17 protein-coding genes are annotated in these 25992 nt (G+C 76.2%); 7 read left to right on the plus strand and 10 right to left on the minus strand.

Annotated features, from left to right (window positions below):
* Positions 1-87 precede the first annotated feature (87 nt).
* Entirely contained in the window at positions 88-1470 is a 1383-nt protein-coding gene (locus tag ACIPYS_RS22280; RefSeq protein ID WP_400748563.1) for a histidine-type phosphatase, read from the minus strand.
* A 277-nt stretch (positions 1471-1747) separates the two neighbouring features.
* On the opposite strand from ACIPYS_RS22280, the gene ACIPYS_RS22285 reads away from it, so the two are divergent.
* The 6 genes from ACIPYS_RS22285 (at position 1748) to ACIPYS_RS22310 (ending at position 12674) form a co-directional block, all read left to right on the plus strand.
* A complete protein-coding gene (locus tag ACIPYS_RS22285; RefSeq protein ID WP_400748566.1) occupies positions 1748-3415 on the plus strand; it encodes a protein kinase in 1668 nt (555 codons plus the stop codon).
* Between the two features lie 212 nt (positions 3416-3627).
* A complete protein-coding gene (locus ACIPYS_RS22290) occupies positions 3628-5874 on the plus strand; it encodes an FUSC family protein (RefSeq protein ID WP_400748569.1) in 2247 nt (748 codons plus the stop codon).
* Between the two features lie 244 nt (positions 5875-6118).
* A complete protein-coding gene (locus ACIPYS_RS22295; RefSeq protein ID WP_400748572.1) occupies positions 6119-6577 on the plus strand; it encodes a hypothetical protein in 459 nt (152 codons plus the stop codon).
* A 991-nt stretch (positions 6578-7568) separates the two neighbouring features.
* Entirely contained in the window at positions 7569-10154 is a 2586-nt protein-coding gene (lanKC, locus tag ACIPYS_RS22300) for a class III lanthionine synthetase LanKC (protein WP_400748575.1), read from the plus strand.
* Positions 10155-10301: 147 nt separating this feature from the next.
* On the plus strand, positions 10302-10439 hold the full coding sequence (locus ACIPYS_RS22305) for a SapB/AmfS family lanthipeptide (RefSeq protein WP_107452462.1): 138 nt from the start codon (positions 10302-10304) through the stop codon (positions 10437-10439).
* Positions 10440-10802: 363 nt separating this feature from the next.
* On the plus strand, positions 10803-12674 hold the full coding sequence (locus ACIPYS_RS22310) for an ABC transporter ATP-binding protein (RefSeq protein ID WP_400748579.1): 1872 nt from the start codon (positions 10803-10805) through the stop codon (positions 12672-12674).
* Here the strand turns inward: ACIPYS_RS22310 and ACIPYS_RS22315 are convergent.
* From ACIPYS_RS22315 to ACIPYS_RS22345, 7 genes are all read right to left on the minus strand, one after another.
* Positions 12671-14347, minus strand: coding sequence for a thiopeptide-type bacteriocin biosynthesis protein (locus tag ACIPYS_RS22315; protein WP_400748582.1), 1677 nt, complete (start codon positions 14345-14347; stop codon positions 12671-12673). The two genes, ACIPYS_RS22310 and ACIPYS_RS22315, sit on opposite strands and share 4 nt — an antisense overlap.
* Positions 14348-14444: 97 nt before the next feature.
* A complete protein-coding gene (locus tag ACIPYS_RS22320; protein WP_400748585.1) occupies positions 14445-16415 on the minus strand; it encodes a TOMM precursor leader peptide-binding protein in 1971 nt (656 codons plus the stop codon).
* Positions 16412-18262 (minus strand): hypothetical protein, encoded by a 1851-nt coding sequence (locus ACIPYS_RS22325; RefSeq protein WP_400748588.1) that lies wholly within the window; start codon positions 18260-18262, stop codon positions 16412-16414. Before ACIPYS_RS22325 ends, ACIPYS_RS22320 begins: the two co-directional genes overlap by 4 nt.
* A complete protein-coding gene (locus ACIPYS_RS22330) occupies positions 18259-19461 on the minus strand; it encodes a hypothetical protein (protein ID WP_400748591.1) in 1203 nt (400 codons plus the stop codon). The genes ACIPYS_RS22325 and ACIPYS_RS22330 overlap by 4 nt, the downstream gene beginning before the upstream one ends.
* Before the next feature lie 34 nt (positions 19462-19495).
* Complete coding sequence (locus ACIPYS_RS22335) at positions 19496-22183, minus strand: lantibiotic dehydratase (protein ID WP_400748594.1); 2688 nt, start codon at positions 22181-22183, stop codon at positions 19496-19498.
* A 188-nt stretch (positions 22184-22371) separates the two neighbouring features.
* Positions 22372-22569: a thiazolylpeptide-type bacteriocin gene (locus ACIPYS_RS22340; protein ID WP_093858542.1), complete on the minus strand. Its 198-nt coding sequence runs from the start codon at positions 22567-22569 to the stop codon at positions 22372-22374.
* A gap of 45 nt (positions 22570-22614) precedes the next feature.
* Entirely contained in the window at positions 22615-22797 is a 183-nt protein-coding gene (locus ACIPYS_RS22345; RefSeq protein WP_093858541.1) for a thiazolylpeptide-type bacteriocin, read from the minus strand.
* A 794-nt stretch (positions 22798-23591) separates the two neighbouring features.
* Here ACIPYS_RS22345 and ACIPYS_RS22350 point away from each other — a divergent pair.
* Positions 23592-24479 (plus strand): prohibitin family protein, encoded by an 888-nt coding sequence (locus ACIPYS_RS22350; protein ID WP_093858540.1) that lies wholly within the window; start codon positions 23592-23594, stop codon positions 24477-24479.
* Positions 24480-24547: 68 nt separating this feature from the next.
* On the opposite strand, the gene ACIPYS_RS22355 is transcribed toward ACIPYS_RS22350, so the two are convergent.
* Positions 24548-24913: a darcynin family protein gene (locus tag ACIPYS_RS22355; protein WP_400748599.1), complete on the minus strand. Its 366-nt coding sequence runs from the start codon at positions 24911-24913 to the stop codon at positions 24548-24550.
* The gene (locus tag ACIPYS_RS22360; RefSeq protein ID WP_400748602.1) at positions 24903-25889 is read right to left on the minus strand and encodes an NAD(P)H-binding protein; all 987 of its coding nucleotides are present in this window, start codon (positions 25887-25889) and stop codon (positions 24903-24905) included. Before ACIPYS_RS22360 ends, ACIPYS_RS22355 begins: the two co-directional genes overlap by 11 nt.
* Positions 25890-25992 lie beyond the last annotated feature (103 nt).

Consider the following 25992-nt stretch of genomic DNA (forward strand, 5'->3'; position numbering starts at 1 on the left):
CCCCCGTCACCGGCCGGTGCGACGGGACGCCGCCGCGGCCGGGTCGCCCCGGCCGCGGCGGCTCCGTCCCTCCCGGGGGACGGCGGGTCAGGAGTGCGCGAGGCAGTGCTTGAGCTCGTCGAGCGGGTAGAAGTAACTGCCCTTGGCGACCGGGCGGCAGGAGGACTTGAAGGCCGTCTCCTTCTCGTTGTAGAGCATGCGCACCAGGTAGGCGGCCGGGCGGCCGTCGGCGGGAGTGTCGGCGAACAGGTCCCACTGGATGTTCGCGCCCATCGGCGCGACCTCGGCGCCGCGCCACGGGTTGTTCCGGTAGGTGTACGGCTCGTCCGGGTCGGCCTGCTCGGTGCTGCCGGGGAGGCCCAGCAGCACGGCGAGCGGCTCGATCTCCTCGGCGTGGGTGAACCGCAGCACCGCGCCGTCACCGCTGGTGCCCGCGGCCCTGGCCCCGGCCCGGGCCAGCAGGTCGTCCAGCAGGACACCGGCCATCCGGTAGGTGATGGTGCGTCCGCTGAAGGCCGGTCCCGACTGGTAGAACTCCTCGGCGTCGTCCAGGTAGGCGAGCCGGCGGGCGTCGTCCTGGGTCAGGAACGGCGTCAGGTCGACGCCCGGCGCCTCCACGCTCAGGTCCGGCGCCGCACTGTAGAGCGCGTGCAGGGAACGGGCGAAGGCGATCTGCTCCTCGGTGGACATCGCCCCGGCGAAGCCCGCGCGGAACAGTCGCCCGACCGCGTGCCGGGCCGCCCGGGCGGTGCCCGGCTGCTGCTCGACGCCGGAGAGGACCGCGGCGAGGTCAGGGTCGCTCGCCAGGTACGCCTGGTAGTCCGCGTTCTGCGGCTGCTTGTGGAAGTACAGCAGGTTCTTGTCGGTGACGGGAGCCTTGATCGTGCCCGCCAGCGCCGGGTCCCCGGCCGTCAGGCCGGCGGTGAAGGCACCGGCGCTCGCCACCGCGCGGGCCACGCCCGAGGTCTCCACCACGACCGGCCGCCGGTCGGCCGCGATCGACCGGAACAGCGACGGCAGCCGCTGCTCCATCCGCAGCGCCGTCTGCCGCTGCTCGTCGGCGCCGCGGGCGGAGAGGTTGCCGAAGCCGAGCGTCGAGGCCGCCGTCAGCAGTGTCCGCACCTGCGGGGCCAGCCGCGCGCCGAGGTCGGTCAGGGCGCCCTGCTGCTGCGCCCGGTCGAGCACGGCGAGCACCGCCTCGCCGTCCTCGCCGTCGGACATGGCGCGGGAGCCGTGGCGGGCCACGTTCTCGGTGAAGACCGGGGCGAAGCCCTTCGGCACCTTCTGGTAGTGCCCGGGCCGGCCCTGCGGCTCGTACGGAGCCTTGGTGCCGTAGAGGTCGCGGTCGACCCGCGAGAGGCCGGACCGGTCGTGCGCGGCGGCGGTGCCCGCGGTGAACAGCACTCCGGCGGCCAGGGAGGCGGTCATGGAGACGGCCACGGCGACGGACAGGGGGGCGGTGCGCTTCACGGCGACCCTTCGGGTGGATGTCGGGTGGGTTCCGGGACCGCCGGTCGGCAGGTCCGGACCGCCGCACGGTGCCACGCCCCCGGGAAGTGCGGTCGACGCCCCGTCATGGTCCCGGTGAAGGAAGCCTGAACGCCGGACGGCGCGGCCGGCGCCGGGAGCCGCGGCGGTGCGGCCGGCCGGAACGTGCCGCCGATCCTCGGATTCGCCTCCGCACGCGTCGCGTCGATGGGATCATGTCGCTCCCGACCCAGGCCCGCCGTACCCGTGAGGACCGTTGATGAAGCCGCTGTCCGCCGCCGACCCGCGCGAGGTCGGACCGTACCGTCTGCTCGCCCGCCTGGGCGGCGGCGGAATGGGGCGGGTCTTCCTCGGCCGCTCGCCCGGCGGGCTGACCGTCGCGGTGAAGCTGGTCCGCCCCGAACTGGCCGAGGACGCGCGGTTCCGGCGGCGGTTCGCCCAGGAGATCGAGGCCGCCCGGCGCGTCGGCGGGTTCTACACCGCCCAGGTGGTGGACGCCGACGCCGAGGCCGACCCGCCGTGGATGGTCACCTCCTACATCCCCGGCCCCTCGCTGGGGGAGGTGGTGGCCCGGCACGGCGCGCTGCCCGTCGCGACGGTCGCCGTGCTCGGCGCCGGCCTGGCGGAGGGGCTGGCCGCGATCCACGCCCGCTCCCTGGTGCACCGGGACCTCAAACCCGGCAACGTCGTGCTCGCCGAGGACGGCCCGCGCGTGATCGACTTCGGGATCGCCCGCGCCCTGGACGCCACTTCCGGCCTCACCGGTACCACCGTGATCGGCACCCCCGGCTTCATGTCCCCCGAGCAGATCCTCCGGAACCCGGCCACCCCGGCGAGCGACGTGTTCAGCCTGGGCGCGGTGCTCGCCCACGCGGCCACCGGCCGCCCGCCGTTCGGTGAGGGTCCGACCGAGGCCGTCGTTTACCACGTCGTCCACGAGGAGCCCGACCTCGAGGGCCTGCCGCCGGCCCTCGCACCGCTGGTCCGGGCCTGCCTGGCCAAGGACCCGGAGCAGCGCCCCGGCGTGGCCGAGGTGCTGACCCGCTGCGCCGCTGCCTCCGCCGCGCCCGCCACCGTCTGGCTGCCGCCGGACGTGACCGCGATGATCGTCGAACAGGTGCGCCGCACGTCCGAGTTGACCACCGCCGTGCTCCCCCCTGGGCCGACCCTGGTGGATCCGCGGGAACCGGCCGGGGAACCGTCCGCCCCCGCGCCGGTCCTGGCTCCGCTCGCGGCCCGGGTGGGCGAGCTGAAGGCCGGCTACGCGACGGTCACGCTGCCCTGGATACCCGGCGAGACCGGGGGGATGAAGCGCACCGTCGTCGTCCGCTGGCTCAAGCAGGTCGGGGACACGGTCGAGAAGGGCGACCCGCTGCTGGAGGTCGCCTCGGGCCGGGGCGACGTCGTCGTCACCGCCCCGCACGGCGGCATGCTCTACGCCGTCCACCGCCGGGCCGGGACGACCGCCCGCACCGGCTCGGTGATCGCCGGCATCGGCTCCCCGACGGCCACCCTGCCGAGGCCCCGCGCGGTGCGCCACGCGCTGACCGCGCTGCGCCGCACCGCGTACACCCTCGGCGTGCTGCTCGTCCTGGGGCTGATCGCCGGGTCCGTCGCCGTGTTCAGCCCGCTGTTCGAGGACGAGGTGACCGCGGCCCGGCCCGGTGACTGCGTGGGCAAGGAGATCCTCAAGCGGGGCGATCGGCTCGACGTCGACCGGCCGAAGTGGCTCACCGCGCCCTGCGGCCTGCTGTCGGTGCGCGGTCCCGTGCGGGACGAGCCGGGCGACCAGTACTTCACCGTGCTCGCCCGGTTGGACGCGCCCGCGACCGCCACCTGTGAGCAGGTCGTCCCGGACTGGGCCACCGGTACCGGGAAGCTCTCGCAGGACTTCGGCGCCGTGGTGCTCTGCCTGCGCGAGCGCTGAACCCGGCGGTCCGCGTTCCGGCCCGCGTTCCCGTCCGCCGCCTTCCCACCCGCCCCGCGTTCCGCTCCGCGTTCCGGCTGCGGCACGTCCGCTTCCGTTCCTGCTGCGGAGCGGCCGGGCGGCGTCCTACGGTGAAGGGGTCCGACCCGTTCCCGGCGGCGGCCTCCCGCGCCGGGGCGGCCCACCCCACGCGGACACGGGAGCGAGGTGCGATGCGCCGATCGCGGGGGCGCGCGGAGCAGCCGCGGCGGGTTCGCCCCGCCCCGGCGGTGGTGCACCGCGCCGTCCGGGTCACCGCCGCGGCCTGCGCCGGGTTCTACCTCTTCCGCTACGGCCTGGACCGCCCGGTGGCGGCCACCTACGCGCTGTTCGCGGCCGTCGCCCTCGGGGTGCTGGCCCGGGTCGAGGGCGCCGCGCGGACCCGGGCCCGGACGATCCTGTGGACGCTGCCGTGCGCCTGGGCGCTGGTCTGCCTCGGCACCGTCCTGGCGGTGCACTCCTGGGCGGCCGCCCTGGGCATGGTGGCGGTCGGCTTCGCGGTGTCCTACGGCTCGGTCGGCGGTCCCCGGATGGTGGGACTGGCCAACGGCCTCCAGCTCCTCTACATCCTCCCGTGCTTCCCGCCCTACGCCCCCGACACCCTGTCGCAGCGGCTGCTCGGCGTGACGGCCGGGATGCTGCTGCTCGCCGCCGCCGAACGGCTGCTGTGGCCGGAGCCGGCACCGCCGGACTACCGGGGCAGGCTGTCGCGCGCGGCCCTCGCCCTGGCGGAGCTGGCGGACCTCGCCGCCGACGCCTGCGCGGGCCGGGCGGCGCCCCCCGGTGCCGTCACCGCGGCCGCCGACCGGGCCCGCGCGGGCCTGGACGACCTGAGGTTCAGCCGGGTCCCGGTGATGGAGCGCCCCGCCGGGGCCGGCGCCGTGGACCGCGCCCTCACCCACTGCGCCGCCGCCCTCCGGTACACCGGCCCGCAACTCCTGCGGATCCTCCGGCTCGCCCGGCCGTACCCCGGCGCGGCCCGGCTGACCGCCGTCACCGCGCAGGCGCTGCGCGCGGCCGCCGCGGGGTTGCCGCGGGCGGGCCCGGTCCCGGACACCGGCGTCGTCGAGCGCGAGCTCGCCGCCTTCGACACCGCCCGCACCGCCGTGCCGGACAGCACCGTCGTGCCGGACAGCACCGATGACGCCGGTCACGCCGGTCATGTCGGTGGCACCGACCACGCCGCCGGCACCGGGTACGCCGATCGCACCGACCGTGTCCGGCCCGCGCTCGGCACCGCCGCCCTGGACTCCGCCGAGGGTGCCCGCTTCGTCGTCCGGGCGGTGCGGGTCGGCCGGCGCGCACCGCTGCCGCCCGACGAGACGCCCGCGGACCAGCGGCCCGGACCGTTCTGGTACGCCTACGACCCGGCCCCGCTGCTGTGGTGGCGCCGGTTCCGCGCCAACCTCACCCCGCGCTCGGTCGCCTTCCGCAACGCCCTGCGCACCGCGGGCGCCCTGGGCGCGGCCCGGCTGCTGGCCGGGGGCCTGGACCTGTCGCACGGCTTCTGGGTGCTGCTCGCCACGCTCACCCTGATGCGCACCAGCGCCGCCGACACCCGGACGACCCTGCGCCCCGCACTGGTCGGGACGGCCCTTGGCGCCGCGGCGACGGCCGCCGTGCTGCTGGTGGTGGGGGAGCACCCGCTGGTCTACGCCCTCGCGCTGCCGCCGGTGATGCTGATCGCCTTCAGCGCCGGACCGGCGCTCGGGCCGGCCTGGGGCCAGGGACTGTTCACCCTGGTGGTCGCCCTCGTCTTCACCCAGCTGGCGCCCGCGAGCTGGCGGCTGGCGGAGGCGCGGGTGGTCAACGTCGCCACCGGCGCGGCGATCGGCCTCCTCGCCGGGCTCTGCGCCTGGCCGCGGGGCGGCGCCCAGGACCTGCGCCGACGCACCGCCGGTCTGCTGGAGGAGAGCGCGGACGCGGTGCGCGAGACGGTCGCCGTACTGACCGGCACCGGCCGCCCGGGCGGGGCGCTGCGCCGGGCCCGCCGCTCCACCCTGCTCACCGAGGCGATGTACGCCCAGTACCGCTGCGAACGGCACGACCCGGCCGCGGACGGCCCCAACTGGCAGGCGGCCGTCCTGGCCGGGCAGCACGCCGTCCGGGGCGCCGAACCGCTGCTGGCCCGGATCCCGCCCGGGACGGCGGTGCCCCACCGGGGCGGGGCGCGGGCGCTGCTGCGCCACGCGGACGACGTCGTGGCGGCGTTCCGCCGCCAGGCGGCGGCGCTGCGGGCCCGCGAGCCGGCGGGCGCCGCACAGCCCGCCGTGGCCCGGGCGCGAGCCGCGCTGGTGGCCGAACTCGACGGCACGCCCGGGCCCGGGGCCGACGGACGGGTGTCGCTGCACGCGGTGGACGTGGCGGTGTGGCTCGCGGGGCTGCTCGACGACCTCCAGCAGATCCACGAGCCCGGCTGAGCGGGACTCTGCGCATTCCTACAATCCCCCGGCGGTGGCGGTGGCCTAGGGTTCCGGTCGAAAGCTCCTCGTGACGACGTGGCGCGGCACCGTCGCCCCCCACGGAGTCGGGGACGCCCGGAACGGCGTCCCCGGTCCGGCGCCGGTGCCCTGTGCCGCCGCGTTGTCGCCGCCGCTTCCCCGGCGCACCTGTGAGCGTCCTCCGGCCGGAGGACGCCGCGCGTGAGAGGGAAGAGGATCACGTATGACCGGCAAGAAGTTCCGCCGCGCGGCTGCCGTCCTGGGCCTGCTGGCCCTGCCCGTCGCGGTGGCCGCGCCGGCCGCCGCGGCGGCTCCGTCGAAGGCCGCCGCCCCGTCCGGCCCCGGCTACCGGGTCACCTGTTCGAGCAGCCATTTCTACTGGTGCGACCAGGTCTCCTCCACCGGCACCGTGGCGGACCTGAAGATCCTCAACAATTCGGAGACCGGGGGCCACGACGTGGCCTACATCGACTTCCACACCAACCACTGCGGCCAGAACCTCTGGATCCTGACGTCCAACGGCAGCGGCGGTTGGAACTGGGAAGGAGTGGTCGCGGACACGAACGTCTGGGCGGACAGGTGCGACATCCCCACCCAGATCAGGTCCGACGCCGGCGTCCTGATCAAGCTCGCCGTCTACAACTACGACACCGGCGCGTACATGTACACCAACGCGCACTGATCCGGAACGCTTCGGCGGCCCCCGGGCACGCGGGCACGGGACGAGGAGTCCCGCGCTCCGGCCCGGGGGCCGCTGTCATTGCTGCGGGAGCCCGCGCGGACGGGGCCCGATGGACGGAAGGTTCGGCCGGGGCCGGACTTGTGCGAACGAGTCATTCCGATGAGCCGGTCCGATGGTCAAGGAAGAACAAAGTTCAGGGGCCACCGAAATACTCCTGAAATAGAACAGAAATATGATCAACTCGATCGTGTTCGGTTCCGTCCGATGAAATGACCGATTCGTCGAGCCGTGGTGGACCGGCCGCGTACGGGTCGTCCGCCGGGAGTGCGCCGGGGGCTTTCGGGTACGGAGCGAAGCCGGCTCCCGGTCGGGCGCCGAACCGATCGCCTTCGGATCGTCCCAGCCCGGCGGCCGGTCGACGGCTGTCCCCCGGGCGGAGCGCGGTCGTCGCAGGGGGAGCGTTCGCGTACCTCCGTCCGCCGGACGGTGGCCGGGGAACGGAGGCCGGCCGGACCGGGTGGCGCGCGGCGGCGCGCCCTCCGTCGGAAATGCGACCGAGCGCGAGCCGGGGGCATTGCGCGCGGTCCCCGGCCCGAACATGCGCTGTTGCGGAGAATTCGTGGCGGCTCCACTATTCGGAGGGCCTCACCGCGATACCGGATTCCGACCGCCGGGGCCGCTCCCGATCCGCACGAACCAGGACGACCGCGATTTCCCCCGGGCCGGCCCGGTCTCCGCATTCACCGCCCCGCCGTCACCGGGGCGTCACGCCGCACCGCGACTCCGTCCCTCCGCGCCGGGCACCACGGCCCGCCGGACGGCCGCGTCCCACCGGGTCCCACCGCGTCCGCCCCACCACGCTCTCCCGCCGTGCCCGCGGCACGCCGTGCTCCGCCGCGCACCGTACGACGCCCTGTCCGTGCCACCCGCCCCGTCCGTGCCACCCGCACCGCCCGCCCGTTCCGGCTCCGCCACCAGGAGGAGGGTTCCGTTGGACAACCGCTACGAGGCCTACGCCTACGCCGACCCGCTGTTCTACGACTCGCCCCGGCGCTGGGGAGCGCAGGAGGAGTTCGCCGCCGTGACCCGGCCGCTGCCCGAGGGCTGGGAGCGCGGGGACCTGGAGATGTGGGCCGTGGTGCGTCCGGCGGGCGTGCGGATCCCGGACCAGGGCTGGAAGATCCACGTCTCCGCGTGCCTCGGCACCGCGGAGGAGGTGCTCGAGACCGTCCACTCCTTCTGTCTGCGGGAGCGCGTCACCTTCAAGTTCCTGCGCGGACTGCCCATCCTCCAGGTGCAGAACTCCAAGTACGCGCCCCGCGGCTCCAGCGGGAAGTTCTGCACCCTCTACCCGGTCGACGACGCCGAGCTGGAACGCTGTCTGGACGGGCTCGGCACGCTGCTGGCCGGTCACAAGGGCGCGTACATCCTCAGCGACCTGCGCTGGAAGGACGGGCCGCTGTACCTGAGGTACGGCGGGTTCGCCGAACGCTACTGCCGCAACGACGCCGGGGAACTCGTCCTGGCCCTGGCCGGACCGGACGGCCGGCTGGTGCCCGACGTGCGCGGGGCCGCGTTCTCGGTGCCGGCCTGGGCGCCGGTGCCGGAGTGCATCGCCGCGGCGGTCGCGGAGCGCGCGGCACCGCAGGAGACCGGACTCCCCTACACCGTCGAGCGGGTCCTGCACTTCTCCAACGCCGGCGGCGTCTACCTGGCCCGCGACGGGAAGGACGGGCCGCAGCTGGTGCTCAAGGAGGCCCGTCCGTTCGCCGGGCTGGACCAGCGCGGCGTCGACGCCGTGACCCGGCTGCGCAACGAGCACGCCGTCCTGGCCCGGCTGGCCGGCGTCCCCGGGGTGCCCCGGGAGCACGGGTTGCTGACGGCCTGGGAGCACGAGTTCCTGGTCCAGGAGTACGTCGCCGGGCAGTCCCTGAGCGAGTGGCTGACGGCCCGCTACCCGCTGATCCACCCCGACGCCGACGAGGAAGCCGTCGCCGAGTACACCCGCGACGCCCTGGCCGTGGTCGACCAGGTGGAGCGGGCGGTGGCCGGGATCCACGACCGCGGCGTCGTCTTCGGGGACCTCCACCCGCGCAACGTGATCGTCCGGCCGGACGGCGAGCTCTGCCTGATCGACTTCGAACTCGCCAGCACCGTCGACGACTTCCTGCGCCCCGCACTGGGAGCCGCCGGCTTCACCGCACCGCCCGGCCACACCGGGACGGGCGTGGACCGGTACGCGCTGGCGGCACTGCGACTGTGGCTCTTCTTCCCGCTGGTCCAGCTCACCGCCCTCGACGCCGACAAGGCGGGGCAGCTCGCGGACGCCGTCGACCGCCGCTTCCCGGTGCCGCCCGGCTACACCGACGACATCCGCCGCCTGCTCGGCCGCACCCCCGACGACGGGCGCACGCCCCGTCCGGAACTGTCCGAGGGCCGTGCCGAGACCCGCGCGCTGCTGGAGGCGCCGGTCGCCGACTGGCCGGCGATCCGCGACTCGCTCGCCGCCGGAATCGCCGCGGCCGCCACTCCCGAACGCTCCGACCGCCTCTTCCCGGGCGACATCGCCCAGTTCACCCAGGGTGGGCTCGGCCTGGCGCACGGCGCGGCCGGGGTGCTCTACGCCCTGCACAGCACCGGGGCCGAGGTCGACCCCGCGCACGTGCGGTGGCTGGCCGACGCCGCCCTCGAACGCCGCCCGGCACCCGGCCTGTACCACGGCGGCCACGGCGTCGCGTACGTCCTGGACCTGCTGGGGGAGCGCCGGCGGGCGTCGGAACTGCTGCACCGGCTCGGCGGGCACACCGCCGACGGCGATTCGGCCCCGGCACCGACGCTGGCCTCCGGCGGGCCCGGGATCGCCCTCGCCCTGCTGCACTTCGCCCGGGCCACCGGTGACGAGCGGCTGCTGGAGCAGGCCCTGAACGCGGCCGGTGCCGCCGCGGCCGCCTGGGAGAAGCACGGGGGCGGTGCGGCCGGACTGCTGGCCGGTGCCTCGGGAGCCGCGCTCGCGCTGGTCCGGCTGTACGAACACACCGGTGACCGCACCCTGCTCGACCGTGCCGAGGCCCTGCTCGAGCTCGACCTCGCCCGTTGCGTCGAGGTGAGCGACGGCACCCTCCAGGTGGTCGACCGGCGCCGGGTCCTGCCCTACGTCGAGACCGGCAGCGCCGGGATCGGGATCGCCCTCGCCGCGGTGCTCCGCCACCGGCCCGACAGTGCCGCAGCCGAACGGCAGGCGCTGATCCGCAGGGCCGCCGAACCGGAGTTCGTGATCCAGCCGGGCCTGTTCAACGGACGGGCCGGACTCCTCGGCTACCTCGCCCTGACCGGCGACCGCGCCGCCGAGGGCCCGGGGAACGGGGACGGCGGCGGGCTGCTCGACCGGCACCGGGCGCTGCTCGCGCTCCACCAGGTGCCCTACCGGGGCCGCCTCGCCTTCCCCGGCGACCAGCTGCTGCGGCTCTCCACGGACCTGGCGACCGGTTCGGCCGGGGTGCTGCTGGCCCTGGGCACGGCGCTCGCGGGCACCCCGTTCCTCCCGTTCACCGGACCGGCCGCCACCGCGCCCAGCTGACCGGGCCCCACCGACCGCACGTCCCGCCACCCGCCGAAGGGCCCGCCCGGCCCACCGGCACCCGCGAGCGCGCCGCCACGCGTGCGCGCCGCCACAGACCCCCGGCCGTCCGGCCGGGTGATCCACCGCGAAGTGAAGGAGACCATCATGGCGATCCTCGACCTCCAGACCATGGAGCTGCCCGAGACCGAGGCGGCCCCGATCGACGACACCCTCGCGAGCACCAGCTCGCTGAGCGTGCTGAACTGCGGCACCAGCACGGTCAGCACGCTCATCTGCCTCTGATCCACGCGGTCGCCCGAGGGGCGGCCCGTGCGGTCCGAGCGGCCAGGCCGGGGGGGGGGGGGGCCCCCCCCCCCCCCCCCCCCCCCCCCCCGGCGGGGGGGGGGGGCCGCCGCCCCCCCCCGCCCCCCCCCCCCCCCCCGCCCCCCCCCCGCCCCCCCCCCCCGGGGGGGGGGGGGGGGGGCGGGCGGGCCGCCGGGGGGGGGGGGGGGGCGCGCCCCCCCCCCCCCCCCCCCCGGCCCCCCGGGCCGCGGCGTTCGACGCCGCGGCCCTCTCTCCTGCCCCGCACCCTCTTCCTGCCCCGCCCTCTTCCTGCCCCGCACCTCGCCCCCTCGATCCGTGACCCGTCCAGCAGAGAGGTGCCCCGTGGCCGCCCAGCCCGCCGAGACCGAGGCCTCCCAGCCCGTCGAGACCGTCTCCGCCCGGCCCGCCGCGGCCGGGGTCGCCCCGCCCGTGGAGACCGCTTCCGCGACGGCTTCCGCGACTGCTTCCACGCCGTCGCCCGTCCGGCTGCGCCGTGAACTCGCCGTCCAGCCGGTCCGCCTCGCCGCCGCCCTGATCCTCGCGGTGGTGGCCACCGTCGCCGCCCTCGCGCTCCCGCTGCTGGTCCGCCGGATCGTCGGCGACTTCTCCGCCCACCGCTCGCTCGCTCCCGGGCTGCTGATGATGGCCGGCGCCGCCGTCGGCGGGGCGGCCGCCCAGGCCCTCTCCGGCTTCCAGCTCGCCAGGGTCGGCGAGGGCATGACCTACCGCCTGCGCACCGCGGTGATGGCCCACGCCCTGCGCCTGCCGCTGCTGGTGGTACGGGCCCGGGGGACGGGCGAGCTCGCCGCCCGCGTCACCTCCGACGCCCAACTCCTCGGCCAGGTGGTCGAAGTGGCGATGCAGCTCCCGCTCGCCGCGTTCGGGGTGCTGGCGACCCTGGCGGTGATGGTGTGGATCGACTGGGTGCTCACCGCCGTCACCGTGGCCGCCCTGGCCGGGCTGACCGCCCTGGTCCTGCTGATCATGCGCCGGATGCGGGCCAATGTCACCGGCCAGCAGGACGCGGTGGGCCAGATCGCCCAGCGCTTCACCGCCCACCTGGAGGCCCTCACCACCATCAAGGCCTGCCGCGCCGAACCGCTGGCCGACCGGGTGCTGGAGCAGGACGCCGAGAAGCTGCGCGTGGTCTCGCTGACCGGCGCCCGGCTCGGTGCCCTGGTACCGGCGGCGCTCACCCTCGGCAACCAGTTCGCCATGATCGCGGTGATCCTCACCGGCGGCGCGCGCATGGCGGCGGGCCACCTCCAGGTCGCGGAGTTCGCCGCCTTCCTGCTCTACCTGCTCCAGACCGTCCCGTCGGTGAACACCCTCGCCACCGGCTTCGGCCGGCTCCAGGCCGGACTCGCCGCCCGGGACCGCTGCAACGAACTGCTGATGCTGCCCCGGGAGGCGGACCCGGAGGACGAGGCCCGCCCCACCCCCACCCCGGTGCCCGACGCCCCGGCGGTGGTCTTCCGCGGCGTCTCCTACACCCACGCCGGGACCGGGCGCCCCGCCCTGGACTCCGCCTCCTTCAGCATCCCGCGCACCGGCCTGACCGCCGTCGTCGGCCCCTCGGGCGCGGGCAAGAGCACCGCGCTCTCCCTGGTCGGCCGCTTCGTGCGCCCCGGCGCCGGTTCGGTCAGCATCCTCGGCCACGACATCCGCACCTGGCCGCTGGGCTCACTGCGGGCCAGGATGGCCTACGTCGACCAGGAGTTCACCCTCCTGGAGGCCAGCGCCCGGGAGAACCTCCAGCTCGGCCGCACCGGCACCGCGGCCGACGGGGAACTCGCCCGGGCGCTGACCACCGTCGGCCTCGCCCAGGACGTCGACCGCCTCCCGCACGGCCTGGACACCGTCCTGGGCCGCGAGTTCGACCTGTCCGGCGGCCAGCGCCAGCGGATGGCGCTGGCCCGCGCCCTCCTCAGCGGCGCCGACATCGTCCTGCTCGACGAGCCCACCAGCCAGCTCGACGGCATCAACGAACTGCGTTTCCGCGAGATCGTCGACCGACTGGCCCGCCGCAGTGCCGTCGTGGTCGTCGCCCACCGGCTCTCCACGGTCCAGCACGCCGATCACGTGATCATGATGAACCGGGGCACCGTCGTCGACGCCGCCGACCATTCCACCCTCCTCGCCCGCTGCGCTCCCTACCGCGAACTCGTCGCCGCCCAGACCGGGCAGGCACCCGTCCCCCTCGACAACCCCTAGCCCGAGGGGCGCCGCTCACGAGCCGTCGTGCTGCTGCCGGACCCTTCACCCGCGGCCGGGCGGCCCAGCGGCAGCAGGTACTGGATCGGCTGGTCCAGGTCGTCGAGGGCCAGCAACTCGTGCGCGAGGTCGTCGAAGAGCCCGCCCAGCGGCGTGGTGCCGAGGCCGAACGCGGCGGCGGTGAGCAGCAGGTTCTGGGTGAGGTGCCCGGTCTCGACGAGGCCGAGGCGCAGCGCGCGCAGGCCGTAGCGCTGCCGCAGAGCGGCGAGGTCGAGGTGGACCGCCAGCACCGCGGGCGCCTCGTCGACCACCAGTGCCTGCGGGTCCGAGGCCGGTCGGGAGAGGTAGTAGGAGAGGGCCTTGAGCTGCTCCGGGTCGGGCGCCGGTCCGATCGGGCGCAGGCAGCGCAGCTCCGGGAGGCAGTGGTAGGTGCCGGCGGGCAGGCCCTCGACGGCGAGGGCGATCAGCCGGACCCGGACGGCGCGCATGCCGCCCGCGCTGGGGTAGGGGCGGTCGCCAGTGGGGCGGTTCGGTGCGCAGGCGGACCAGAGCAGGCCGCCCAGTTGCCCGGCCGTGAGCGGTCCGGCCAGCCGTCCCCGGGTGGACCGGCGGGTCAGCAGTGCGTCGGCCAGGGGGACGGCCGGCAGTGGGTCGGCGGGCAGCGGCAGGTCGCCGGGCGACGGGCGCGGCACGTCGGGGGGCGCCGCCTCCCGCAGTGCGGTGTCCTCGGGGCGCCCGATCTGGAACTTGCTGCGTTCCAGGTACTGGCGGTCCGGGGCGTCCGGGCCCTCGGGGAAGAAGCCGAACGGCGGGTCCGTCTCGAGGAGCGTCCGGCCGGCGAGCCGGCAGACCGCGCGTTCCTCGTCCGGTCCGACCCCGAGCCGGTTGAACAGCATGTGCAACTGTGAGGCCCACACCCGCAGGAGCCGCTGCTCGGAGTCCTGGGGCGCGACGGCCCGCATCCGGGCGGCGGCCGCCATGACGTGCGCCGACCAGTCGCCGAGCCAGGGCGCGGCCGTGCCGGTGCCGAGGGCCTCGCGCAGGGCCGCGGCGCGGCGGGCCAGGGTCTGCCGCTGCTGGGCGAACACCGTGTTCACCCTGCTGTGGACGGCGGCCCCGGGCAGTGGCCGGAACTCCGTCACCCAGCGCCAGGAGGCCGAGTGGTTCCGCAGCCAGCGGGCGGCGGCGAGCTCGTCCAGCCCCAGGGCCCGGGTGGTGGTGTGCGCCAGGTCCAGGGCGAGCGGCAGCCGGGCGGCGGGGGCCGGGCCGAGGGTGCGCAGGGCGAGGACCGCGGTGCGGGTGGAGCGGGTGAAGAGTTCCTCGGCGACCGGCAGCAGCGAGGGCCCGCCGTAGCGTTCCGTCTCCGGCTCATAGGGGACGGCGGTGACCTCCCCGTGCCGGGCCGCCCACGGACCGTCCGCCGGGCTGCGGAGCGAGGCGAGCCGGGCGAGTTCCTTCGCGAGGCCGTCCGCGCGTGCGGCCGTCCCCCGGAAGCGGATCCGCAGGTGCGGGCCGCCCTCGCCGTAGCGGATGAAGAACCAGTCGCTGTCGGCGGGACGGTCCATCAGCGGCGCGAGGTCCTCGGTGACGAAGGCGTCGGTCTCGCGGGCGGGCAGCGGCAGGGCCAGGTGCAGGCTCTGCCAGGGTGCGGCCGGCGGCAGTCGGTTCGTCATCGGGTCCTCTCCGGACGGTGGGCGGGTCGGGCAGGGGGCGGGTCGGGCGGGGGAGTCGGCCGGCCGAGTGGCGCGGTGGGTCGCGCGGTGCGGCGGATCAGGGGAACGGGTGCGGGTGCAGCGGCAGTTCGTCGTGCCGCAGCGGGCGCGGGGTGCGGCCGAGCCGGTACGGGACCTCCAGCAGGCGGGGCAGACCGAGGGTGCGCCGGTTGGCCTCGCCGAAGGTCATCGGGAGCGTCCCGGGGACGATCACCTTGGCGCAGTGCAGCCCGAGCCGGTCGCGCACACCGGGCTCGTCCTGACGGACCACCACGACCTCCAGGCCGTCCCCGGCGAGGCGCCGGACCGTCCGCCCCAGCAGCGCGGTCAGGTCGTCCACCGGTTCGGGCGCGCCGGGCCAGCGTTCCCGCCACGGCACCGGCGGCGGGCCGGCGAACAGGAAGTCCAGGCGGGGCTGCGCCTCGGGCAGGGTGTTGAGGCCGACGTGGTCGTCCAGCACGGCGACCAGCTCGGGCCGTTCCAGCATCGGGCGCAGACGTCGTCGGTCCCTGGCGCCGCCGTCGGTGGCCGGGCGGCGTGGCTCGTCCTGCACGTTGGTGACCACCTCGGCGACGGCGGAGCGGATCGCCGTGCGCGGGTCGTGGTGGGCTCCGGCGGCCAGGAAGGTCAGTGGGGCGTCGGGGTGGGTGCCCCGGTAGCGGCAGAGCGCGAGTACGGCCGGGACGCCGAGGTCGTTGGTGGCGTCGAGCAGGGTGAGCCGGTAGCCGAGCAGTTCGGCGCGGTCGGCGAGCGCGGCCGTCTCCGGGTCGTCGACGGGGACGGTGACGGCCGGCAGCGGGGTGCGGGCGTACCAGGCGAGCAGGAAGGCGTCCCGCTCGGCGATCTCGAACAGACCGTACAGTGCCGCCTCCTCGGGGCTGTTGCCCAGGCCGCAGCCGTTCGAGGACTCGTGCGCGATCCGGGGGCGGTCGCGGCCCGGCGGGTCCCAGTAGGCGAGGTGCTCGGGGACGGCGACCGGACGCTCGTGGGTGAGGGACCAGCCGTGCACCCAGTCGAGGACCAGCTCGGGGGTGAAGGGGACGGTGGTGCGGCCGGGGTGGTCGCCGGGGTCCGGCAGGCCGAGCCGGACCGGGTCGAGAACGCCCCCGGGGCCGCGTGCGGCGGCCAGCTGGGCGTAGGAGGCGCGCAGGGTGGTGCGGCGGCCGAGCGGACGCATGCCCGCGAGCCGCTCCACGGCCTCGAACAGGGCCACGCGTTCGCTGGACCGGAAGTCCGTGGACCGTCCGTAGCCGCCGTCCTCCTCGGCCCGGCCGTCGGTGACCAGGGCGCTGGTGAGGGCGAACGCCGAGTCCTCGGTGCGGTAGAGACGGCGGACCGGGCCGAAGCGCTCGTCGTGCAGTTCGGCGCGCAGCCGGTCGGCGGTGGTCCGGTCGTTGGCGCCGCGCAGCACGGTCGGGTCGGGGAGCGCGCGGGGCGTGCCGGGCAGGCGGGCGGCGTCGGGGGTGTCCTCGGGGAGCGGGTGGCAGACGGGGCAGCCGCCGACGGGGCGGACCCGGTGGGTGGACCAGGTGGCGCGGTCGCCGTGGACCAGGTGGACGGTGGCGTGGGTGGCGGCCCGGCCGTCGGTGGCTGCTTCGGTGCCGGTGCCGGTGCTGGTGCCTGTTTCGGTGCCGGTGCCTGTTTCGGCGGCGGTGCCGGGGTCTGTTGCGGCGTCGGAGTCGGCGAGGTCGGCGGCCAGGGCGAGCACCGCCTCGGAGAAGGCCGGGGTGCCGGTGCCGGCCAGCGCCAGGGCCGGGCTCTGCCACGGCACCCGGCCGCCGGCGCTGGCGAGCCGCTGGACCTCGGTGCAGCTCAGGCAGGCGGGCGCACCGGGGTGCAGGACGGGCCCGACGACCGTGAGCGCACCGTCCTCGCGTACCGGAACCAGCCGGACGGGGTGTGCCAGGGCGTGGCGGCTGAGCCGCTCGGCCAGGCCGAGCGTCCAGGCGGTGAGGTGGACGACCGCGGTGCCGCTCGTGGTCGCCAGGGCCTGTTCGGGGTCGAGAACGGGCGGATCGGTGGCGGTCACCGGGTGTCCGCCACGGGCACGAGGGCGGTGAAGCCGCAGCCCGCCAGGGCGTCGGCCGGTTGCCGGGCGGCGTTGGTACGGGGCTGCCAGGGGGTGGTGCGCAGTCCGGTCAGGCGGTGCAGCGCGGCCTGCAACTCCGTCTCGCGGTCGGCGAGTCCGGCGAGCCAGCGGCCGGTCCAGCCCTCGCCGACCCAGTCGGGGAGGGGCCGTCCGGCGGCGGCCGGAGGGGCGTCGGCGCCGCTGAACGCGGTGTGGTGGACGCGCCCCGGGCCGAGGTCGAGGGCCGCCAGCCGGGTGAGGGCGGCCAGCGCGGCGAGGGCGACCGCGTCGGGCGCGGTGGCCTCGACGGCCCGGCTCCCCTCGACGGTGGCGAGGAAGACGGACTCGGCGATCCGGCGGACGGTGGGGGCGGCGTGGCGGCCGAGGCGTCGGGCCAGGGCCGCCGTCCAGTACCGGGCCTGCGGGTGCTCGCGCCACCGCTCCCCGGGTACCGTCGCCGGCGCGGTGGCTGCCCGTGGGTCGGCGGGGCCGCCGGGGACGGCCAGTGCGGCGCGCCGCAGGGCCCGGCCGAGCGCCTGCGCGGGCCCGGCGCCGACCGCGACCCGGGGCGCGTTTCCGGCGGCCCCGGCCGTGCCCGGATCGGCGGCCGCCAGCCGGAGTTCGAGGGCGCGGACGGCACCCGTGAGCCGGGCGAGGTCGGTCCGGGGCGCTCCGGCCAGCAGCGGGCCGTCCGGTGTCCGGCTGGTCACCAGGGCGGTGGGCAGCTGAGGGAGGTCGCCGGGGGAGGGCGCGTCGATGACACCGAGCCGCGGGTCGCCGAGCGCGGCGACCCGGCGCAGGGCCCCCTCGAGGTCCTCGGGCGGTGCGGACGCCGGTCCGGGCCCCGCCGCCCACGGGCGGTGCTCGGCCCGCAACGGGCGGGCGTCGGCGACGAGGACGGCGGGGCGGCCGGCGAGCAGCCGGGGGTTGTCCGTGGGGTCGGCCGGGTCGGGCAGTCCGGCGACGGCGCAGAGCAGCCGCTGGGCCGTCGCGGCGGCGAGCAGCAGCGGGAGAGCCCTCGGGGTCGAACCGTCGGGCGCCCGCGCGGGGTCGGGGTGGCGTTCGGAGCCGGGGTGTCGCCCGGGGTCGGAGCCGTCCTCGGGGCCGGTGCGTCGCCCGGGGTCGGGGCCGTGCCCGGGGCCGGGGCGCAGCCGTTCGGTGAGCGCCGCGAGATCGGCGCGGGCGCGGGCCGCACCGGCGGGCGCGGTGACGAACCCGCCGTCCGCGCCGCACTGCAGTCCGACGGCCACCGGGGGCTCGGCCGCGACGACCAGCACCTGTCCGGCGGGCAGCGAGGGGTCGGCGACGACGGTCGGCTCCGCCCCGCCCCGGGTGAGGGCACGCGCCACCGCGCGGGCCGTCGCCTCCTGCGGGTCCCCCGCGAGGACCACGGGGTGGGCGGCGGCGATCGCCGCCACCGCGTCCCCGGGACGCTCGGCGACCGAGCCCGGCCAGGGCGGCGGTTCGGGCTCGTCGGACCGGTCGACCAGCAGGCCGTGCTCACGCAGGCGGGCGGTGACGGTGGCCAGTGCCGCCTCCAGCTTCGGGTGCCCGGCGGTGGGGTCCGGAGGGCCCGTCGCCGGTTCGGGGCTTGCCGTTGCCGTGCCCGGCCGCCGTGGATCCGTTTCGGCGGCGGGCGGACCGTCCGCCAGCCGCGCGGACAGGACCTCCCACAGCACCGGCAGCGCGCGGCTGCCCTCCAGGGTGAGGCTGGTACCGCGGCCGCGCAGGTGCAGACCCTCCCGCAGCGGCGTGACCGCCACGCCGGGGCGCAGCCGCGGGCGGCCGGCGGCCGGTTCCGCCGTCATGCCGCCCCCTCGGCCCTGGCGACCGCCGCGCCGAGGTGGTCCTGCCACCGGTGCCCGGTGAGCCCGGGCACGGCACGGACGACGAGGTGGGCGGCCAGGTAGCGTTCCACCGGCCGGACGTCGCAGATCGCGAAGAGCCGGTAGAGGGCGTTGGTGGTGGTCCGGTAGACGAGGTAGTGGGCGCGGCCGAAGGCGGTGCCGTCGGGGTCGCTGCGGGCCACCAGCCGGTGGAACTCGCTGTAGCGGGTCCGCAGTTCGAAGTCCCAGCGCTCGGCGACGGCGGGGTCGCCGAGGGCGGCGGCGCGGGCCCGGTACTCCTCGCTGCGGCCCGAGAGGTCCACCCCGGCCGCCAGCAGGAGCTCGGCCCGCCGCCAGGCCGAGGCCGACCAGTGCGCCCAGTCCCGTTCCCAGCTCCGGGCGTCCCCGGCCGCGACGCGGTGGACCAGTTCCGCGACCGCCGGTCGGCCGCGCTCCCAGTGCCGGTCGAAGGCGGCGCGCAGGCGCCCGTCCGGGTCCTCGTGGAGGAGGAAGTCCTCCAGGTGGGAGAGGAAGGAGTAGTGGCCGCCGACCAGTCCGTCCGGGTGGGTGCCCGCGTGCGCCGTCAGTGCCGTGACCACCAGCCGCACCCGGGCCTCCGCGGTGTCGCCCCGCTCGCCGAGGAAGGCGCAGGCCGACGTGACCGGGGCGAGTCCGGCACGCATCAACTCGTCCCGCAGCGAAGCCGGTTCGGCCCCGAGCAGGGCCCTGAGGTCGGCCGTGGCGGCCGGCTCGACGGGGGCGACCCGGACGGTGTTGTCCGGTACCAGCGGGCCGTACGGCGGGGCGATCAGTTCGGCCCGCCCAGCGACGGCGGCCTCGGCGAGCAGTTGCTCCGTCGTACGGTCGGCCACGGAGGGGTGCGCGGCGGCCCACGCCCGCAGCGCGTCGGCGGACTCCCGGGCCACGGCGGCCACTTGCCCGGCCGGTCCCTCCAGTCGCAGCCGCAGGTGCGGACCGAACCGCCAGTGGCGTTCCACGTGGGCGCGCAGCCCGTGTTCCGTCGCCCGGTGGGCCAGCGGCAGGACGGCCTCGCGCAGCGCGGGTGCCTTGACGGGCCGGTAGTGGTACAGGATCACGTCGGTCAGGGCCGTCCCGGAGGCGGCCTCGGCCGGCTGTCCGGCCGCCGGGCCGCCCACGGGCTCACTCCTGGGCTCGGTCATCGGTGAACTCCTCGGCGCCGCAGGGGCGGTGCGGTCACAGGGCGGGCAGGACGGGCAGGACTGGCAGAGCGGGCAGGTGGACAGTGGCGGCGGGCGCGGCGGCGGTCCGGGCCGGGCGGTAGGTCTCCACGACGAGCTCGACCGCCCGCGCCGGCTCGGTCTGCCCGCCGATCGGCGGCAGTGCCTCCTCGAGCAGGACGCCGTGCGGGTGGCGGGCGAGCCACCGGTCCAGGTGGCGCAGGTGGAGCGGGTTGCCGAGGTCCACCGGTTGGGGCTTGGGCGCCCGCAGCCGGTCGAGGAAGGCCTCCGCCGCCGGAGTGCCCTCGGTGGGCGGTGTCACGGGGTGCACGAAGAGTTGCTCGGGCAGGTCGAGGCGGGCGCGCCAGCGGGCGACGGCGGCGACCGGTACCCGCTCCGGTGCGGGGGAGCCGGAGGAACGCGGGGCATCGGCCGGGGTGGCGGCGAGGTCGGCCCGCAAGGCGTCGAGGACCTCGGCCGGGAGGTGCCAGCGGCGGCGGGCGAGCACGACGTGCCGGTAGCGCAGCCGGGGAGTGCGGACGACGGTGCCGCCGGGCGCGGCCAGGGAGGTACGGGGCAGCAGCGGTTCGAGGACGACGACGCCGTTCGGGTGGTCCGCGAGCAGGGGCGCCATTCGCTGCGGCAGGACGACCGGGGAGAGGAAGCCCAGGTAGAGCACGTCGAGGTACTCGCCGGTGGAGCGCAGCCGGAACCGGAGCTGGTCGCTGGCGACGTCGTGGACGAGATCGAGGTCGGCTTCGGAGAGGGCGGACCAACGCCGGTCGGGGCCGACCTCCTCGGCGAGCAGCAGCGGGTGCAGGTTGGCGTTGAAGCCGCCCACCGGCCGGATCTGGGCGGCGCGCGTGCCGGCGCCGAGCCCCGCGCGGATCTGCCGGGCGACCTCGCCCGCGGCCTGCGGCGCGGTCGCGTCGAGGAACCGGCTGGTGAAGCGGCCCCAGCCGCCGTACACGTGGTTGACGCACAACAGGCCCCCGGACGCCTCGCGTTGGACGAACCAGGAGTAGCTGAGCGGCCGGGTCGCCGTCCGGGCGGGCAGCCGGCCGGCCAGCGCGCGCACCCGGTCGGCGGGCAGGACGACCTCACCGTCCAGTTCGGGCAGGCCGGTGAACTCCCGTCGCAGGGCGGCGATGTCCCCGGGGACGGGGACGTCGGCCCAGGCGTCGCCGGTCCCGGCGCCGAACTCCCACGGCGCGGCGCAGACGCCGCCGGTGCCGTACCGGTCGACGAAGCGGTCCCGGGTGGCCAGTCTGGTCAGGTGGCCGTGGTCGAACAGCTCGGCCAGTGCGGTGAGTTCGGCGAGCACGGCCCGGTCGACGGCGCTCGGACGGGGTTGCGGCGGCGCGGCGGTGTGGACGTCCTCGCTGAGCACGGTGATCGGCACGGACCCGCCGGGGAGGGGCCGGCCGGCGTCGGCGAGCAGGTCGCGCCAGTCGGTGGCCAGGGCGGCGAGCGCCGCCGGCCGGGCTTCGGCGGGCGTGGTCGCGTAGGCGGCGGTGTCCTCGGCGAGCCTGCGCAGCGCGCGGGCGAGCGCGGCGTCCTCGGGCCAGGCGTCGAGCCATTCGGCGAGCCGCTCCAGCGGGTCGGGGTCCTGCGGGTCGACCGGTTCGGTGGGCACCAGCAGCCCGGCGTCGAGGAGTTGGTCGACGGAGCGCCGGACCGCCGGGTCGTCGGCGGGGCGGCCGAGGGCCGCGGCGAGCCGCGCGGAGAGCGGCCCCGGCGGTTCGGGGGTCCCGGTGAGGGAGGCGAGCAGTGCCAGGTGCGGCCGGGCGCCGACTTCCACGTCCTCCTCGCGCGTGGCGAGGTAGCGGCCGCCGAGGAACACCGGCCGGGTGCGCCGGTAGTGGGCACGGCCGCCGTCGACGCCGGCGGCGCTGGTCATCCGGTGCGGCAGGCAGCGGGCCCGCCGGGGTTCGTCGAGCAGGGCCTGGACCAGTGCTCCGACCAGGGTCCGGTTGACCCGGACGACCGCCCGCGGGGCCGCTTCGCCCGAGCCGGGGAGCGGTTCCTCCGGGGCCCAGCCGACCGCCGTGAACCAGGACAGCGGACTGGTCTTGCAGGTCGCCCGCAGCGCGTGGCGCAGCACGGCGGCCTCCTCCTTGCGGGCCCGGCCCGGCCGGTCCGCCTCCCGCTCCGAGGTGTGGACCACGGCGCGCAGCAGGTCGGCACTGCCCAGGGCGACGGCACGGCGGAACGCGGGCTCCCGGCAGAGTGCGGCCAATGCGGCCCGTTCCGCCGCGAGCGCCGACGGCACGGCCTGGGCGAGGCCGGCCAGCAGCCGGGTGCGGCGCTCGCGGAGCTCCAGCCACTCGGCGAGGCGGGGGACCCGGGCGGGCAGGTCCCCGAGCCGGGCGAGCTGTGCGGTGCGCGGCGCACGGCCGTTGTGCAGGTCCCTGCGCAGCGGCAGGACGACGCGCCGGTGGAACTCCTCGTCGTGGCCGTCCCGGCTGGCGTAGAGGTCGTCGCCGAGGGCGGACCGCAGGGCGGCGTCGGCGGTCTCCGTGTCGGTGAGCCGCGCCAGCAGGTCCCTGACGAGCGCGGACGCCGCGGACTGCGGGGCCCGGGCGAGCACGGTGCTGCGCACCAGCGCGTACGCCGCGGTGGAGGCGGTGGTGGAGGCCTCGGCGGGCGCGGCGGCCGGCGGCGCGGGCGCCGGAACGGCCCTGGCGGGGGCGCGGTTGGGCACTGCGGGCCACCTCCGGTGGCTGGGGATCGGGCGGGTGATCTCGTACCTCCGCGGGCGTCGGTCCGGGGACGCGCCCACGGGGGGACCCGGCGCGTTCCGCTGCGGAACGCGCCGGGTCCGGTGGTGACTCGTCACCGCTCAGCGTCCGGCCGCACCTTCGGCGACCGGGCGGTGCGGGTCCGCGCCGATCACCAGCGGGTGGCCGGCGGGTGGATGATGACGCTGGAGTTGGAGGACGACTGGCAGGAGGAGGAGGCCGGGTTGCTGGAGGCTCCGCCCTCCGGCAGGGCGATGCTGTCGCGGAGCGCGGTGACGGTCAGTTCGCCGAGGTCGAGGTCGAGGTCGAGACCGTCGAACGCGAGGGCGTCCTGCAGGTGGTCGGACATGCGGGTCTCCCGAGGAATATCGCTGAGGATCTGTCTGATCGGACGTCAGATCAGTTCCGTGGCTGACAGGTTGGGCTGAACGCAGGACGACGAGGCCTGACAGGAGCACGAGCCGTGGGACGCGCCGTTCTCCGGCAGTGCGACGGTGTCGCGCAGTGCCGTGACGGTCAGCTCGCTGAGGTCGAGGTCCTGGAGGTCGAGGCCGAAGTCGCTGGACATGTCGGACATGGCGGGCTCCCTGGAGGTGAAGGACGTACCGGGCGGAAGTGCGACCTGCGTGCTCCGGCGCACCTGAGTGCCCGGGCGGGTGGTGCCGCTGTGCCTGGTCCCCCGTGGGTGCCCGGCTCGGATCGATCACGGCCGGGTGCCACCGCGCAGCCGAGTCTAGGTCGCCCCGCGCGCCGCCGAGAGAGTGCCTCGACCACATTGGCCGGTAAGTCGTTCCGGTCGGAGGCGGGGCGGTGCGGGGGCCGGGGTGTCGTGATGCCCGGTTCGTCCGCATGCGTAGGCCCCGGTGGTGGTGGTGCCAGCCCGGTCCGCGCGGGCGCCGGTGACGCGGTCCGGCGGGGAGCGGTCCGTGCCGCATCGACGAAGAGGGCAGCTCGGCGCCCCCGGTGACCGCCGGCCGATCCTTCACCGCGTCGTCACTCCGGGTACCTCCCGGAGGCCCGGTGCGAGCGGTCCCTCGGCGGGGGAGTCGGGCCGGGGTCGCGTTCGGATTCGGCCAGCCGTTGCGGCCGTTGCGATCGGCTTGGAGCTGACTGATCGTCAAACACCGTGATCGGAGGGACTTGTGGGCCTACCGGTGGCGAGCTGTCCGGGCTTCGTATTCGGTCGGCCCGAGTGCGGCCGGGCCCAGGACGGTGAGGGGGCGTCGCGCGGCGCCGGGTCGTCTCCCGTTCCGCTCGGCCAACGTCGGGGGTTCATCGCATGAACATCGGCTGACGTGACTTATGGGGGTGCGGGAGGGCTGTCTAGGCTGCGGCCGTCCGGTGTGATCATTTCAGTCCGAGAGACTCACCATGCTGATCGTTTCCCTGCTGTTCCTGGCCGTCGGCGCCAGTCTGCTCGTACTCCGCCGGCGCAAGGTCGGGTCCTGGCCGGTCACCCTGGGCGCACTCCTCACCGGTGCCCTCGGGCTGCTGCTGGGGCTCACCACCTTTGTGCACGTGGTGGATCCGACCGATGTAGGGGTGCCGACCAGCCTCGGCAGGGTCGGTACGGCCTGGCAGCCGGGGCTGCACTTCAAGTCGCCGCTGACCGACGTCACCACCTTCTCGACCCGGCCCGTCGACCTCGACCTGACGGGCGACTCGACGGTCGAGGTCCGGTCCTCCGAGGGCGGGGTGCTCTACGCCGACCTGACGGTCAAGTGGTCGATCGACCCGCAGCACACCGTCGACCTGTACAAGCTGGCCGGCAGCGCCGGGGCCGTCCAGCAGCGGCTGGTCTACCCGGACAGCCGGGAGATCGTGCGCAACGTCTTCGCCCGTCACACCAGTGTCGAGGGCTACAGCTCGCAGCGGGAGGCGATCAGCACCGAGATCGACAAGCTGATCACCGCCCGGCTGGCCCCGCGCGGCATCCTCGTCAACGGGGTCAACCTGCGCAACGTCCGGCCGAGCGACGGCCTGCAGAAGGCGATCGACCAGAAGATCCAGCAGGACCAGGCCACCGCCCAGGCGGAGGCGGCCGTGCGCACGGCCAAGGCCGAGGCCGAGAAGCGCAAGATCGAGGCGGACAGCACCGCGGCCGCCAACGCCGCGATCGCCGGCTCGCTGACCGACAAGATCCTGCTGAGCCAGTGCATCGAGGCCTTCAAGGCCGCGGCCGAGAAGAACCCCGTCTACGCCAGCCCCTGCGGCTCCAACGGCGGCACGCCCGTCATCGTCGACGGCACCAAGCGCTGAACCGGCCCCGGCCCGGTGCGCACCGGGCCGGGGCGGCGCACCGGGGCGGCGCACCGGGGCGGCGGCCGTCAGACCGCGACGGTGGCGACCGGGTCCAGGCCGTAGGTGCGGGCGTAGCCGTTCTCGGTGCCCACGAGCAGCTCGACCACCTCGAACCAGCGGTCCCAGAACGGGGTTTCGCGCAGCGCGTCGACCAGCAGCCGGTAGGAATCGTGGTCGTCCGCCTCCCAGACCCAGATGTCGGTCACCCGCGCCGAGTAGAACTCCGTGTCGTAGAAGCGGGAGCGGACGCCGCGGGCACGGGCCTCGATCACCGGGAGGACTTGGGTGGTGAACGCGTGGACCCGCTCGTCCACACTCATCCCCAGCCACTCGGGCGTGGTCTTGACCAGCATGAACGCGGTGACGGCCGGCACGGTCGGGTCAGCGGGCATCGGTGGCCTCCGGGGCGGTGAGGGTGTCGGTGGGGGCGGCAGTGGTGGGCGCGGTGGCGGGCGCGGCGGTGGCGGTGGTGGTGGCGAGAACGGCGGGCTTCAGGGTCTCGGCGCACCAGCGTTCGAACGAGGTGGCCGGGACCGCCGGCCGCGGCGGTCGCCCGACGCCCGCGTCCAGGCCCTCGTCCTTGGCGCGCTTCATCTCGACGACGCCCTCCGCGAAGGCCGCGTGCAGGCCGTACCCGAGCAGGTCGGAGCGCAGCTCGTCCAGCGACTGCCGCCGGTAGCGGACCGGGCGGCCGAGCTGCTCGGTCATGATCCGGGCCAGGTCCTCGGGCGAGAGGTCCTGCGGGCCGAGCACCGGGACGCTGTCCACGCCGCTCCACGAGCGGTCCAGCAGCAGCCCGGCCGCCGTCGCGGCGATGTCGGCGACGGCCACCAGCGGGGCGCGGCGGTCCGCGGCGACGGTGTCGGTGAAGACGCCGTCGGCCCGGATCGAGTCGGCGTCCTCCAGCAGGTTCTCGAAGAAGGACGGACAGGCCAGGGCGCGGTAGGCGACGCCGGAGCCGGCGATCAGGTCGTCCATGGCGAGGGAGGCGGTGACCAGCCCGGCCCGGGCCGCCTGCGCGGTGCCGCGGCCGAGCGCCGACACCCCGACCACCCGGTCGACGCCGTGGGCGGCGAAGGCCCGGACGGCGGGCCGGGTGAAGCCGCTCCAGCCGTCCTCGGGCGCGGCCGAGGCGTCCGGCGGCACCAGCCAGAACACGGCGTCGGCGCCGGCGAACGCGCGCTCGACGGTCGCGGCGACGCCGTGCGAGCCGGTGACCACCTCGACCCGGGCGCGGACGGCCGCGGGCAGCCGGGCCGGATCGCGGACCACGACCCGCAGTTCCTCCCCGTGCGCGGGCGCGGCCTCGACCAGGAGCGACAGCAGTCGACGGCCGATGTTCCCGGTGGGGGCGGTGATGACGATCATGAAAACCTCACGGTCTCGGTCGGATCAGTGGTGCCCCCTCATCGTGCGGACGGCGACCCTGTTGCCACAATGGGAACTTCAGCATCCAATCCTTGCCCAGAAC

This window comes from Kitasatospora sp. NPDC089913, assembly GCF_044748625.1.
Taxonomy (GTDB): domain Bacteria; phylum Actinomycetota; class Actinomycetes; order Streptomycetales; family Streptomycetaceae; genus Kitasatospora.

Excerpts from the sequence above, each read along its gene's own strand:
- ACIPYS_RS22285 (WP_400748566.1), top strand. The coding sequence starts at position 1,748 with ATGAAGCCGCTGTCCGCCGCCGACCCGCGCGAGGTCGGACCGTACCGT.
- ACIPYS_RS22290 (WP_400748569.1), top strand. The coding sequence starts at position 3,628 with ATGCGCCGATCGCGGGGGCGCGCGGAGCAGCCGCGGCGGGTTCGCCCC.
- ACIPYS_RS22295 (WP_400748572.1), top strand. The coding sequence starts at position 6,119 with ATGACCGGCAAGAAGTTCCGCCGCGCGGCTGCCGTCCTGGGCCTGCTG.
- ACIPYS_RS22305 (WP_107452462.1), top strand. The coding sequence starts at position 10,302 with ATGGCGATCCTCGACCTCCAGACCATGGAGCTGCCCGAGACCGAGGCG.
- ACIPYS_RS22315 (WP_400748582.1), bottom strand. The coding sequence starts at position 14,347 with ATGACGAACCGACTGCCGCCGGCCGCACCCTGGCAGAGCCTGCACCTG.
- ACIPYS_RS22325 (WP_400748588.1), bottom strand. The coding sequence starts at position 18,262 with ATGACGGCGGAACCGGCCGCCGGCCGCCCGCGGCTGCGCCCCGGCGTG.
- ACIPYS_RS22330 (WP_400748591.1), bottom strand. The coding sequence starts at position 19,461 with ATGACCGAGCCCAGGAGTGAGCCCGTGGGCGGCCCGGCGGCCGGACAG.
- ACIPYS_RS22340 (WP_093858542.1), bottom strand. The coding sequence starts at position 22,569 with ATGTCCGACCACCTGCAGGACGCCCTCGCGTTCGACGGTCTCGACCTC.
- ACIPYS_RS22345 (WP_093858541.1), bottom strand. The coding sequence starts at position 22,797 with ATGTCCGACATGTCCAGCGACTTCGGCCTCGACCTCCAGGACCTCGAC.
- ACIPYS_RS22350 (WP_093858540.1), top strand. The coding sequence starts at position 23,592 with ATGCTGATCGTTTCCCTGCTGTTCCTGGCCGTCGGCGCCAGTCTGCTC.
- ACIPYS_RS22355 (WP_400748599.1), bottom strand. The coding sequence starts at position 24,913 with ATGCCCGCTGACCCGACCGTGCCGGCCGTCACCGCGTTCATGCTGGTC.
- ACIPYS_RS22360 (WP_400748602.1), bottom strand. The coding sequence starts at position 25,889 with ATGATCGTCATCACCGCCCCCACCGGGAACATCGGCCGTCGACTGCTG.